Genomic DNA, 12,826 nt, shown 5'->3' with positions numbered 1-12,826 from the left:
GTTCACGCGGTCTGCCGGAGCACCAGGCGGGGCTTCAGCAGCACCTGGGGGTGGGGCTGTCGGGGAGTGGCGTCGAGCAGGCCGGTCAGCAGTTCCACGCACCGGACGGCGGCCTCGTGCAGGGGCTGGCAGACGCTGGTCAGCCCGAGGGCGGCGGCGACCGGGGTGTCGTCGAAGCCGATCACCGGGACGGCGGGGTCGGCGACGCGGACGGCCTGGAGGGCACCGAGGGCCAGCGAGTCGCTGGCACAGATCAGGGCGGTCGGCGGCCGGGCCGCGGTGAGCAGGTCGCGGGCGACCCGCTCGCCCTCGGGGATGCCGTCCTCGGTGCAGTGGTCCAGGCCGGTCGGGTCGACCCCGGCGGCGCGCAGGGTGTGTTCCCAGCCGAGCCGTCGGTCGTCGCCGACGCCGGAGCCGACGGGCCAGCCGACGAAACCGATCCGCCGGTGGCCGAGGGCCAGCAGTCTCCGGGCGGCCTGGGCGGTGCCGTCGGCACCGTCCACGTCGACCCAGGGGTGCAGGGTCGGGTCGTCCCAGGGCCGTCCGAAGGTCACGAAGGGCACGCCCCGTCCGGTGAGCCAGGCGGTCCGCGGGTCGCGCCGCGTGGTGCCGGTGAGCACGAACGCGTCGAGGTCGTACGTGCCGAGCAGGTCGTCGTACTCGCGGATCTCCTGCTCGTCGTCGACGGCGGTGTAGAGCATCACCCGGTAGCCGGCGGTGCTCGCGGTCTCGGCGAGGCCGTGCAGGAAGCGATCCAGGACGGAGCCGTTGATGCCGTCGCGGGTGGGTTCGATGCGGACGGCGATCAATCGGGACCGACCGGTGCGCATCTGCCGGGCGGCCTGGTTGGTGCGGTAGCCGAGCGCCGCGATCGCCTCCTGCACCCGCTGCCGGGTCTGCTCACGGACGACGTGCGGGGAGTTGAGCACGTTGGAGACTGTCTGACGGCTGACCCCGGCTCGGCGGGCCACCGTCGCGATGGTCACCTTCTGCGGCACGAGATCCCCTTCGCTTCTTGAACGTTCCAATCGACATGAGGCAGGATTGGAACGATCAAGTTCCTGGAATGTTTGGCACTTTGCACTCCCCGGAACAATCTGTCAAGAGATCGATGTTCCCTTACGACCTGGAGTCCCCTGTGACCGAACGGCACCTGCAACCCCTGCTGCACGAGCTGGTCGGCGTGGTCCTCGCCCCCACCAGCGCACTCGGTGACCCGGCCGGGCAGATCCGGCCGGTCGGGGTGCAGGGCGTCTTCCACGCCGACGCCCGGGTCCTCTCCCGGGCCGAGCTGCGGATCGACGGCCGGGAGCCGGAAGGGCTGGCCGCCGGCCCCGACGGCCCGCACGGAGCCCGGTTCGTCAGCACCGCCCGGTGGCTCGGCGACCCGCACCCCGATCCCACGGTCCGCGTCGACCGGATCCGCCGGGCCACTCCGGACGGCCTGACCGAGGAGGTGCACGTGGTCTCCACCGCCTCGGTCGGCGTCCGGGCCACGGTCAGCGTCGACCTCGGCTGTGACCTCGCCCCGATCGAGGTGGTGAAGTCCGGCGACGACCGGCCGGCGCTGCCGGCCCACCCCGGCCCGGACGGCGGATTCGGCTGGACGGCGGCGGGGATCACCGTGACGGTCCACGGCGAGGGCGCGACCGCGTACACCGACGGCACGCACGCCACCGCACCCCGGCTCGCCTGGCCGGTCGAACTGCCCGCCGGAGGTGGCAGCACCGTGCTGCGCTGGCGGCTGACCGTCACCGACCCCCGCGCCGTCGTGGCGGCCCCGGCACACGACCCCGACTGGGCCCACCCCGAGGTGCGCGCCGACGACCGCCGCCTGGCCCGGCTCCTCGACCGCTCCCTGGCCGACCTGCGCGCGCTGCGCCTGGTCGAACCCACCCACCCGGAGGACGTCTTCCTCGGCGCGGGCGTGCCCTGGTTCCTCACCCTGTTCGGCCGGGACAGCCTCTGGGCGGCCCGGATGATGCTCCCGCTCGGCACCGGGCTGGCCGCCGGCACCCTGCGGGTGCTCGCCCGCCGGCAGGGCAGCCGGGTCGACCCGGCCACCGGCGAGGCCCCCGGCAAGATCCTGCACGAGCTGCGCCGGCACGAGTTCGCCCTCTCCGACGCGGGACTGCGGCTGCCGCCCGTCTACTACGGCACGGTCGACGCCACCCTGCTCTGGGTCAACCTGCTGCACGACGCCTGGCGCTGGGGCCTGCCGGCCGGGGAGGTCGAGCCGCTGCTGCCGCACCTGGAGGCGGCGCTGCGCTGGCTCGGCGAGCACGCCGACGCCGACGGCGACGGGCTCGTCGAGTACGTCGACACCACCGGTCACGGCCTGGCCAACCAGGGCTGGAAGGACTCCGGCGACGCGGTGCGCTTCGCCGACGGCACCGTCGCGCGGGCCCCGATCGCGCTGGCCGAGGTGCAGGGGTACGCGTACGAGGCGGCGGTGAACGGAGCCGCCCTGCTCGACGCGTTCGGCCGCCCCGGCGGGGACGCCTGGCGCGAGTACGCCCACCGGCTCGCCGAGCGGTTCCGGGCCACGTTCTGGGTGGACGGCCGGCACGGCCCGCAGCCCGCCCTGGCCCTGGACCGGGACAAGCGCCCGGTCGACTCCCTGACCAGCAACATCGGTCACCTGCTCGGCACCGGCCTGCTCGACCACGCCGAGTCGACCCAGGTGGCGAAGCTGCTCGCCACCGAGGCGATGACCGGCGGGTTCGGGCTGCGCACGATGTCCCGGGCGGACGGCGGGTTCAGCCCGCTGTCGTACCACTGTGGCTCGATCTGGACCCACGACACCGCCATCGCGCTCGGCGGACTGGCCCGGTCGGGATTCGACGACGCGGCGCGCACCCTCGCCGAGGGGCTGCTCCGCGCCGCCGAGGCGTTCGACTACCGGCTGCCGGAGCTGTACGGCGGCGACGACCGGGACGCGCTGGGCCGACCGGTGCCGTACCCGGCGGCGTGCCGGCCGCAGGCGTGGTCGGCGGCGAGCGCGGTGCTGCTGCTCCAGGCCGCCGTCGGTCTCTACCCGGACGTCCCCAGCGGGCGGGTGGCGCTCCGTCCGCTCGCCGGCTCCGAACTGGGTGCCGTCGCGGTGAGCGGACTCCGGATCGCCGGCACCCCGGTCGACGTGACCGTCACCGGCTACGGCGAGGTCAGCCTGACCAACGCCCCCACCCACCTGGCCCCGGGGCACCTGCCGACCCTGCCCGTTCCGCGCGCCGACAGGGAGGCCCTCCCGTTCCGCTGACCGGGACGGTGGCGGCGACCGGGGTCACCCGACCGTGACGGTGGCGGCGACGGGGGGACACCCCACGGTCGCCGCCACCGTTCCGGGCACCGGGCCGGGAGAGGTCAGAGCAGGGGGTCGAGCCCGATGGTGAGGCCGGGACGGTGCCGGACCTCGCGGACGGCGAGCAGGACGCCGGGCATGAAGGAGGCCCGGTCGTAGGAGTCGTGCCGGATGGTCAGCGTCTCCCCGGCGGTGCCGAAGAGCACCTCCTGGTGCGCGACCAGGCCGGTGGCCCGGACCGCGTGCACGCGTACCCCGTCGACGTCGGCGCCGCGCGCGCCCGGCACCTCGCTCGCGGTGGCGTCCGGCGAGGGGCCCAGGCCGGCGTCGGCGCGGGCCTGCGCGATCAGGCGGGCGGTGTGCGTGGCCGTGCCGCTCGGCGCGTCCAGCTTGCGCGGGTGGTGCTGCTCGATGATCTCCACCGACTCGAAGTGCCGGGCGGCCCGCGCGGCGAACTGCATCATCAGCACCGCGCCGATGCCGAAGTTGGGGGCGATCAGCACGCCCACCCCGGGCCGGCCGTCCAGCCAGCCGCGCACCTGGTCCAGCCGCTGCCCGGTAAAGCCGGTGGTGCCCACGACCGCGCTGATCCCCCGGTCGATGAGCCAGTGCAGGTTCCCCATCACCACGTCGGGCGTGGTGAAGTCGACGACCACCTGGGCGTCGGCGACCCCGGACAGGTCGTCACCCTGGTCGATCGTCGCCACCAGGTCGAGGTCGGCGGCGGCGGTGACCGCCCTGCACACCTCGACACCCATCCGGCCCCGGGCCCCCAGTACGCCGACCCGGACCGGCTCGTCGCGTCGCGTCTCCTGCTCGTCAGTCACGGGGCACAACCTATCCCAACCCGGGCATGGTCCCGCCCGCGGAACGGCAGACCGCCCACCCTGCGGACGGTGCCCCGCCCGACGGTCAGGCTCCGGCGAAGTCGCCCCGGTCGAACGGGCCCACCACCGCCAGCGACATGGGCCGGGACAGCAGCTCGGCGGCGAGGGTGTTGACGTCCGCCACGGTGACCGCGTCCACCCGGGACAGCAGTTCGTCGACGGGCGCCAGGTCGCCGTAGAGCAGCTCCCCCTTGGCCAGTCGGCTCATCCGGGAGCCGTTGTCCTCCAGCCCGAGCACGAAGGAGCCCTTGGACATGCCCTTGCCCCGGGCCACCTCGGCCTCGGTCAGTCCGTCCGTGGCCACCCGGCGCAGCTCGGCGCGGGTCAGCTCCAGCACCTCGTCCAGTTTGCCCGGTGCGCAACCGGCGTAGACGGCGAACACCCCGGAGTCGGCGTACTGGCTGGCGTAGGAGTAGACCGAGTACGCCAGCCCGCGCCGCTCCCGGATCTCCTGGAACAGCCGGCTGGACATGCCGCCGCCGAGCACGTTGTTCAGCACCCCCAGGGCGAACCGCCGCTCGTCCAGCCGGTCGATGCCGGGACAGCCGAGGATCACGTGCGCCTGCTCGGTCTCCTTCGACTCGACCAGGGTGGTGGCGGACTTCGTCCGGACCGCCGGTCGGTTCGGCCGGGGTGCGGCCGGGGACGCCGACGCGGTGTCCAGCGGGGTGCCGCGCAACGCCTGCCGGACCAGCTTCACCACGGTCGCGTGGTCGAGGTTGCCGGCGGCGGCGATCACGATCTCCGGGGCGACGTACCGCCTCCGGTAGAAGTCCTGGATCTGCCGCCGGGTCATCGCGGTGACCGTCTCCTCGGTGCCGGAGATCAGCCGGCCCAGCGGATGCTCGCCGTAGACCGCCCGGGTGAAGAGGTCGTGCACCTCGTCGCCGGGCTCGTCGTCGTGCATGGCGATCTCTTCGAGGATCACGCCGCGCTCGGTCTCCACGTCCGCCGGCTCCAGCAGCGAGTCGGCGACCAGGTCGCACATCACGTCGATGGCCAGCGGCAGGTCCTCGTCAAGGACCCGGGCGTAGTAGCAGGTGTACTCCTTGGTGGTGAAGGCGTTCGTCTCACCACCCACCGCCTCGATCTCGGCGGAGATGTCCAGCGCGGTCCGCTTCCGGGTGCCCTTGAAGAGCAGGTGCTCCAGGAAGTGCGCGGCCCCGGACTGCGGGCCGGTCTCGTCCCGGGAGCCGACCGCCACCCAGATGCCGAACGAGACGCTGCGCATCGCGGGGATCGCCTCGGTGAGGACGCGCAGCCCGCTGGGGAGCACGGTACGGCGTACCGTGCCGCCCAGCGGGTCCTCGCTCAGCGTCCGGGTCACCGCCCGGGAGGACCCGGGCCGGTCGGGCTGGGTGGCTCCGGCGGCGCGGGCGCGGTGACCCGCTCCCCACCGGCCCGGGACGAACGGTGCGTGGTCGGCCCGACTCACAGGTACCTGACTCCTAGGACGAGGAAGGGATGGTCACCCGCCCTCCGACGGGACCAGCCCGGCTCGGCGAGCCGGGCTGGTCGACGGATCAGACGGATTGGTCGTGCCGAGCGGCGGGACCGACAGGACGGTCACGCCGTCGGCGTGGTCGGAGGGTACGGGTCAGCTGTGCCGGGTCCGACGACGCGGACGGTCGCCGCCCTCGCCACCCTCGCCGCGACGCGGGCGCTCGCCGCCCTCGCCGCCCTCGCTCCGGTCGCCACCACGGTCACCGCGCGGGCCCCGGTCACTGCGCTCCCGGGCCGGCGGACGCTCGCCGCCCTCGGGGGCGGCCGGCGCCTCGGTGCCCTCCGGGCGGACCTTGTCCAGGTAGATCTTGCCGCGGGCGTCGATGTCCGCGATCTCCACCTCGACCTTGTCGCCGACGTTGAGGAAGTCCTCGACCCGCTCCACCCGCTTGCCGTCGCCGACCTTGGAGATGTGCAGCAGGCCGTCCCGGCCGGGCAGCAGCGACACGAACGCGCCGAACGCGGCGGTCTTGACCACCGTGCCGAGGAACCGCTCCCCCGCCTTCGGCAGGGTCGGGTTGGCGATGCCGTTGATCCGGTCGACCGCCGCCTGGGCGGAGGGGCCGTTGGTGGCACCGACGTAGATCGTGCCGTCGTCCTCGATCGAGATCTCGGCGCCGGTCTCGTCCTGGATGGCGTTGATGGTCTGGCCCTTCGGGCCGATCACCATGCCGATCTTGTCGACCGGGATCTTGACGGTGGTCACCCGGGGCGCGTACTCCGACATCGTGGCCGGGGCCTCGATCGCCGCCTGCATCACGTCCAGGATGGTCTGCCGGGCCTCGTGCGCCTGCTGGAGCGCGGCGGCCAGCACGTCCGACGGGATGCCGTCGAGCTTGGTGTCGAGCTGGAGCGCGGTGACGAAGTCCCGGGTGCCGGCGACCTTGAAGTCCATGTCGCCGAAAGCGTCCTCGGCGCCGAGGATGTCGGTCAGCGTCACGTACTCGGTCTTGCCGTCCACCTCGTCGGAGATCAGCCCCATCGCGATCCCGGCGACCGGGGCCTTCAGCGGCACACCCGCCGAGAGCAGACCCAGGGTGGAGGCGCAGACCGACCCCATCGAGGTCGAGCCGTTCGAGCCGAGCGCCTCGGAGACCTGCCGGATGGCGTACGGGAACTCCTCGCGCGACGGCAGCACCGGGATCAGCGCCCGCTCGGCCAGCGCGCCGTGGCCGATCTCGCGCCGCTTCGGCGAGCCGACCCGGCCGGTCTCCCCGGTGGAGTACGGCGGGAAGTTGTAGTTGTGCATGTAGCGCTTGCGGGTCTCGGGAGCGAGGGTGTCCAGCATCTGCTCCATGCGCAGCATGTTCAGCGTGGTGACGCCGAGGATCTGCGTCTCGCCCCGCTCGAACAGCGCCGAGCCGTGCACCCGGGGCAGCACCCCGACCTCGGCGGTCAGCGGACGGATGTCGCGCGGACCCCGGCCGTCCATCCGGACCTGCTCGCGCAGCACCCGGTTGCGGACCTCGGACTTGCTCAGCGACCGGAACGCGGCGCTGAGCTCCTTCTCCCGGCCCTCGAAGCGCGGGCCGAGCTCCTCGACGACCTTGGCCTTGACCCGGTCCAGGGCCTCCTCGCGGTCGGCCTTGCCGGCGATCTTGAGGGCCTCGGCGACCTCGCCGCGGACCAGCTCGGCCACCGCGCCGAAGACGTCGTCCTGGTAGTCCAGGAAGACCGGGAACTCGGCGACCGGCTTGGCGGCCACCTCGGCCAGCTCGCTCTGCGCCCGGCACAGCTCACGGATGGCCGGCTTGGCGGCCTCCAGGCCGCTGGCGACGACCTCCTCGGTCGGGGCGGGCGCGCCGCCGGCGACCAGCGCCACGGTGTGCTCGGTGGCCTCGGCCTCGACCATCATGATCGCGACGTCGCCGTCGGCCAGCGCCCGGCCGGCGACGACCATGTCGAAGGTGGCCCGGCCCAGCTCCTCACGGGTCGGGAAGGCGACCCACTGGCCGTCGACGTGCGCCATCCGGGTCGCCCCGATCGGGCCGGAGAACGGCAGGCCGGAGAGCTTGGTCGACATCGAGGCGGCGTTGATCGCCACCACGTCGTACGGGTGCTGCGGGTCGAGCGCGAGGATGGTCTCGACGACCTGGACCTCGTTGCGCAGGCCCTTGACGAACGACGGGCGCAGCGGCCGGTCGATCAGTCGGCAGGTGAGGACGGCGTCCTCGCTGGGACGGCCCTCGCGGCGGAAGAACGAGCCGGGGATCCGGCCCGCCGCGTACATCCGCTCCTCGACGTCGACGGTCAGCGGGAAGAAGTCGAACTGCTCCTTCGGCTGCTTGCCGGCCGTGGTGGCGGAGAGGACGACCGTCTCGCCGAGCTGGGCGACGACGGAGCCGGCGGCCTGCCGGGCCAGCCGGCCGGTGGAGAAGGTGACCTCGCGGGTGCCGAGGGCACCGTTGTCGATCACGGCGGTACGGGATTCGGTGCCGAGTCGGTTCTCGGTCATGGGTGGGTCAAACTCCTCACGTCGGGGGGCCCACGACGCTCGGGAGCTGCTCAGACGGCCGGTCTTCGATCGAAGCGCCCGGGGCGGCGGATTCTCGCCGGTGATCCCGGGGGCCACTACCGGAGACCGGTACGCTGACCGGCCCCGTCTCGGGTGGTCGCGCGGCCCTGGATTGTGGTCTGGTGACGCCGAGCGGGGGAACGGCCGATGGGCCGTTCCCCCGTCACGTCATCGGCGCAGGCCGAGCCGCTCGATGAGCGACCGGTAGCGGTTGATGTCCTTCTTCTGGACGTAGTTGAGCAGCCGACGGCGACGGCCGACCAGCAGCAGCAGCCCACGACGGCTGTGGTGGTCGTGCTTGTGCACCTTCAGGTGCTCGGTGAGCTCGGCGATCCGCTTGGTGAGCACCGCGACCTGCACCTCCGGGGAACCGGTGTCCCCCTCGGCGGTCGCGTACTCCGCGCGGATCTTGGCCTTGGCTTCCTGGTCGAGCGCCATTTTCTCCCTGTTTCGATGGGTTGTTCGTCAGGCTCCGTCCGTCCCGTCCGGGACAGGAAGCGGAGGCGAACCTCGCACCCGCGGCGTCGAGCAGGCGCGCGAGGCCCCACGTCGTTGAACGACGTCTTCGCCAGACTACCAGCCTCCGGGGAAACCGCTCGTCGGAGGGCCGCCGGGCGCGTCCGGGCGGTCAGCCCAGCGCGGCACGGGTCCGGGCGACGTCCTCGTTCATCTGCGCGACGAGCGGCTCGATGGAGTCGTACCGGCGCTGCTCGCGCAGGTGCGCCACGAAGTCCAGGGCGAGCCGCTCCCCGTAGAGGTCCCCGGTGAAGTCCAGCGCGTACGCCTCGACCCGGCGCTCCCGGCCGGAGAAGGTCGGGTTGGTGCCGATGGAGACCGCCGCCGCGAGCGGCTCCGCCCCACCCCGCCGGATCAGCCGGGCGGCGTAGATGCCGTCGGCGGGCACCGCCGCGTACCGGTGGCAGAGCAGGTTGGCGGTGGGGAAGCCCAGTTCCCGACCGCGCTGGTCGCCCCGGACCACCACCCCCTCCAGCCGGTGCGGACGGCCGAGCGCCACCGCGGCGGCCGCGACGTCCCCGGCGTCGACGCAGGCCCGGATGTACGTCGAGGAGAAGACCGTGCCGTCTGCGGCGACCAGGGGGGCGCCCTCGACACCGAAGCCGAAGGTCCGACCGAGCCGCTCCAGCAGCGCCACGTCACCGGCGGCCCGGCGCCCGAAGCGGAAGTTCTCGCCGACCACCACCAGCGCGGCGTGCAGGTTCTCGACCAGGATGTCGTGCACGAACTCCTCGGCGGGCAGCCGGGAGAACTCGGGCGTGAAGGGCACCACGCAGAGCACGTCCACCCCGAGCGCCTCGACCAGCTCGGCCTTGCGCGCCGGCTCGGTGAGCACCGCCGGATGGGAGCCGGGGCGGACCACCTCGGCCGGGTGCGGGTCGAAGGTCACCACCACCGACCGGACGTCCAGCTCCCGGGCCCGGGCCACGGCGTGACCGATGGTGGCCTGGTGCCCGCGGTGCACCCCGTCGAAGACGCCGATGGTGACCACCGAACGCCCCCACCCACCGGGCACCGCCTCGTAACCCCGCCAGCGCTGCATCTCTCTCCTCCACCACCACCATGCCAGCAGTTGACTACCCCTCGCACCGCCCCCCGGGCCGGCGCGGTCCCCGGTGTCAGGCCGGGGCGAGCACGATCTCCGCGCGGGCCCGGCCGTCCCGTTCGCTGACGATGGCGAGCAGGTTCCCGGCGGGGCCGAAGACCGCGTAGGGGCCGACGATGCCGGTCGGCGCCAGCGGGCCCCCGTGCGAGAGCACCCGGGCCTCGTCGGGGGTGGCCTCCCGGCGCGGGAAGAACCGGTCGGCCGCCGCCGCGAGCGGTAGGGAGAGCACGTCGGGGGCCCGCTCCTCCAGCTCCGGCAGGGTCGCCGCCTCGGCCAGGGTGAACCCGCCCACCGCGGTCCGGCGCAGGGCGGTGAGGTGGCCGCCGACCCCGAGCGCGAGACCGGCGTCGCGGGCGATGGCCCGGATGTACGTACCGGAGGAGCAGGTGACGTCGACGTCCACGTCGACCAGGTCCGGCGTCTCCCGGCGGACGGCGAGCACGGCCAGCCGGGAGACGGTGACCCGACGCGCGGCCAGGGCCACGGTCTCGCCGTCGCGGACCCGCTTGTAGGCCCGTTGACCGTCGACCTTGATGGCGCTGACCGCGCTGGGCACCTGGTCGATCTCACCGGTGAGCGCGGCCAGGGCGACCCGGACCGCCTCGTCGGTCACCGCGGCAGCCGGGATGGTGGCGGTGACCTCCCCCTCGGCGTCGTCGGTGACCGTGGTCTGTCCGAGCCGGATGGTGGCGGTGTAGCTCTTCTCCGCACCGATCACGTACGTCAGCAGCCGGGTGGCCCGGTTGACCCCGATGACCAGCACGCCGGTCGCCATCGGGTCGAGCGTGCCGCCGTGTCCCACCCGGCGGGTACGGGCCAGTCGCCGGATCCGTGCCACCACGTCGTGCGACGTCATGCCGCCGGGCTTGTCGACCACGATCAGACCGTCTGCGCTCACGTCGGCCAAGCCTGCCAGACCGCCCGGGGCGGGTCCGCGCCGGACCGCCCACCCCGGCCACGATGCCCGGGTGACGTGGGGCACAGCCGGCGTCCCGTGTCGCCGGGCGTCCGGTTCCCCGGCTGGCCCGCCGGGGCGAGGCGGAAAAGGGGCAGCGTCGACGGGGGCGCGGTGCCATGATCAACCGCCCGTTCCCACCGGCGACGGGGACCGAACCGACCCTCGAGGAGCCCGATGCCCGGCAGGCACGACACCGACACCCGCGGTCCGCACGTGACGGTACGACCCGAGCCCCCCGCACAGCCGTCGTTGCTGCCCGACTGGATGCGTAATCCGCCGCCGCCCCGGGTCACCCTCGGCGACCGGGTCACCGCCACGCTGCTCCGGGTGCCGGGAGCACCCGGGATCCGGCGCGCCTGGTGGACGTGGCGGGACCGGCAACGGCTGCACGAGCGCTTCCCGAACTCCTTCAAGATCGTGGCGTTCTTCGTCTCCTGGACGCTCGCCCTGGTCCTGCTGCTCGGCGCGTACGGCCTCGTCGCGCTGCTCTGACGCCGGTCGGCCTGTCCCGCTCTCCTGCGCCGGGCGGGGTCAGCGGACGCCGGTGACCACCCAGCGTCCGGAGCGCAGCCGTAGCGCCAGCGCGACCAGCCGGATCACGACGAAGAGGGTGAGGCCCGCCCAGATGCCGCCGAGACCCAGGTCGAACGCGTAGGTGAGCCAGATCGCCGGCAGGAACCCACCGAGGCCGGCGCCGATGGCGACATTGCGCAGGTAGCGGACGTCGCCCGCGCCGATCAGCACCCCGTCGAGGGCGAACACGACGCCGCCGAGCGGCTGGATCACCACGAACCACGGCCAGATCGCCGCCGCCTGCTCGCGTACCTCGGGGTCGCCGCTGAACAGGGCCGGGACCAGGTTGGCGCCGACGGCGACGACCAGGGCGAACGCCAGCCCGCAGACGCCACCGAGCAGGGCGATCCGGCGGGCCAGCGCGCGGGCACCGGCCTCGTCCCCGGCGCCGAGCGCCGCCCCGACCAACGCCTGGGCGGCGATGGCGAGCGCGTCGAGCAGCAGCACGGTGAAGAACCAGAGCTGCACGACGATCTGGTGCGCGCCGACGGCCGCGACACCGAACCGCGCGGCGACGGCCGTCGCGGAGAGGAAGCTGGCCTGGAAGGCGACACCCCGGAGCAGCAGGTCCCGGCTGACCGCCAACTGGTTGCGGATGATCTGCGGACGGGGCCGCAGCGACACCCGCTCGGTGACCAACGCCGCGACGAACAGGACACCGCAGAGGGTCTGCGCGACGACGTTGGCGACCGCCGAGCCGACCAGCCCCATCCCGACCGGGTAGACCAGCAGTGGACAGAGCAGCGCGGAGAGCAGATTCGGGCCGAGCACGTACCACACCGGTCGCCGGGTGTCCTGGACGCCGCGCAGCCAGCCGTTGCCCGCGGCGGCCAGCAGCAGGCCGGGCGCGCCGAGGGCCGCGATCCGCAGCCACTGGGCGGCTGCGTCGGCCACCTCGCCCGTCGAGCCGGCCAGGGTACGCGCCAGCGGTCCGGCCAGCACCTGCATGCCGAGCGCGACGACCAGCCCGCCGGTGAGGGCGAGCCAGGACGACTGGACGCCCTCGGCCACCGCGGCGGCCCGGTCACCCGCGCCGAAGCGACGGGCCGACCGGCCGGTGGTGCCGTAGGCCAGGACGCTGCCGAGCCAGACGATCAGGGTGAGCACCGTCCCGCCGATCGCGACGGCGGCCAACGGCACCCGGCCGAGGTGGCCGACCACGGCGGTGTCGACCAGGACGTAGAGGGGTTCGGCGGCGAGCACGACCAACGCCGGCAGGGCCAGCCCGGCGATCCGCCGCGCCGACGCCACCGGCGCCGCGGGCACGGCAGGGGAGGTCACGGCCCGATCCTGACACGCCTTGCGTAATGATTACAACCCCGAACACCCCTTACCGCCGCCGGGACGGGGCGGATGGGTCACTGGCGGGTGTCCATGGAGGTCTGGAGGGCACGACGGGCCTGCTCGCGAGCCTCGTCGACGGTCTCGGGCTGGGGCTTGGTCGGCATGGCGGTTCCCTTCCAAGGCG

General features: G+C 73.7%; 10 protein-coding genes. 2 read left to right on the top strand and 8 right to left on the bottom strand.

Annotated features, from left to right (window positions below; all coding sequences use genetic code 11):
* Window positions 1-2 precede the first annotated feature (2 nt).
* Window positions 3-998 carry a LacI family DNA-binding transcriptional regulator gene (locus AB0F58_RS17950; RefSeq protein WP_357143664.1) on the bottom strand — a complete coding sequence of 332 codons (996 nt, stop codon included), beginning with the start codon at window positions 996-998 and terminating at the stop codon, window positions 3-5.
* Between the two features lie 140 nt (window positions 999-1,138).
* Here AB0F58_RS17950 and AB0F58_RS17945 point away from each other — a divergent pair, with 140 nt between their 5' ends.
* Window positions 1,139-3,259 carry a glycogen debranching N-terminal domain-containing protein gene (locus tag AB0F58_RS17945; RefSeq protein ID WP_357143662.1) on the top strand — a complete coding sequence of 707 codons (2,121 nt, stop codon included), beginning with the start codon at window positions 1,139-1,141 and terminating at the stop codon, window positions 3,257-3,259.
* 104 nt (window positions 3,260-3,363) lie between these two features.
* On the opposite strand, the gene dapB is transcribed toward AB0F58_RS17945, so the two are convergent.
* The 6 genes from dapB to truB form a co-directional block, all read right to left on the bottom strand.
* Window positions 3,364-4,128 (bottom strand): 4-hydroxy-tetrahydrodipicolinate reductase, encoded by a 765-nt coding sequence (dapB, locus tag AB0F58_RS17940; RefSeq protein WP_357143660.1) that lies wholly within the window; start codon window positions 4,126-4,128, stop codon window positions 3,364-3,366.
* Window positions 4,129-4,213: 85 nt separating this feature from the next.
* On the bottom strand, window positions 4,214-5,623 hold the full coding sequence (locus AB0F58_RS17935; protein ID WP_357143658.1) for a pitrilysin family protein: 1,410 nt from the start codon (window positions 5,621-5,623) through the stop codon (window positions 4,214-4,216).
* A gap of 162 nt (window positions 5,624-5,785) precedes the next feature.
* Window positions 5,786-8,146: a polyribonucleotide nucleotidyltransferase gene (locus AB0F58_RS17930; RefSeq protein ID WP_357143655.1), complete on the bottom strand. Its 2,361-nt coding sequence runs from the start codon at window positions 8,144-8,146 to the stop codon at window positions 5,786-5,788.
* A 228-nt stretch (window positions 8,147-8,374) separates the two neighbouring features.
* On the bottom strand, window positions 8,375-8,644 hold the full coding sequence (gene rpsO, locus AB0F58_RS17925; RefSeq protein ID WP_043962418.1) for a 30S ribosomal protein S15: 270 nt from the start codon (window positions 8,642-8,644) through the stop codon (window positions 8,375-8,377).
* A 190-nt stretch (window positions 8,645-8,834) separates the two neighbouring features.
* Entirely contained in the window at window positions 8,835-9,764 is a 930-nt protein-coding gene (locus AB0F58_RS17920) for a bifunctional riboflavin kinase/FAD synthetase (protein WP_357143653.1), read from the bottom strand.
* 76 nt (window positions 9,765-9,840) lie between these two features.
* Window positions 9,841-10,725: a tRNA pseudouridine(55) synthase TruB gene (gene truB / locus AB0F58_RS17915; RefSeq protein ID WP_357143651.1), complete on the bottom strand. Its 885-nt coding sequence runs from the start codon at window positions 10,723-10,725 to the stop codon at window positions 9,841-9,843.
* Between the two features lie 234 nt (window positions 10,726-10,959).
* Here truB and AB0F58_RS17910 point away from each other — a divergent pair, with 234 nt between their 5' ends.
* Entirely contained in the window at window positions 10,960-11,277 is a 318-nt protein-coding gene (locus tag AB0F58_RS17910) for a hypothetical protein (protein ID WP_357143649.1), read from the top strand.
* Between the two features lie 39 nt (window positions 11,278-11,316).
* On the opposite strand, the gene AB0F58_RS17905 is transcribed toward AB0F58_RS17910, so the two are convergent.
* Window positions 11,317-12,639: an MATE family efflux transporter gene (locus AB0F58_RS17905; protein WP_357143647.1), complete on the bottom strand. Its 1,323-nt coding sequence runs from the start codon at window positions 12,637-12,639 to the stop codon at window positions 11,317-11,319.
* Window positions 12,640-12,826 lie beyond the last annotated feature (187 nt).

Source organism: Micromonospora sp. NPDC023956 (genome assembly GCF_040639195.1).
In the GTDB taxonomy this organism is placed as follows: Bacteria; Actinomycetota; Actinomycetes; order Mycobacteriales; family Micromonosporaceae; genus Micromonospora.
This window is presented reverse-complemented; position numbering and strand designations above follow the sequence as displayed.

Excerpts from the sequence above, each read along its gene's own strand:
- AB0F58_RS17930 (WP_357143655.1), bottom strand. The coding sequence starts at position 8,146 with ATGACCGAGAACCGACTCGGCACCGAATCCCGTACCGCCGTGATCGAC.
- rpsO (WP_043962418.1), bottom strand. The coding sequence starts at position 8,644 with ATGGCGCTCGACCAGGAAGCCAAGGCCAAGATCCGCGCGGAGTACGCG.
- AB0F58_RS17920 (WP_357143653.1), bottom strand. The coding sequence starts at position 9,764 with ATGCAGCGCTGGCGGGGTTACGAGGCGGTGCCCGGTGGGTGGGGGCGT.
- AB0F58_RS17910 (WP_357143649.1), top strand. The coding sequence starts at position 10,960 with ATGCCCGGCAGGCACGACACCGACACCCGCGGTCCGCACGTGACGGTA.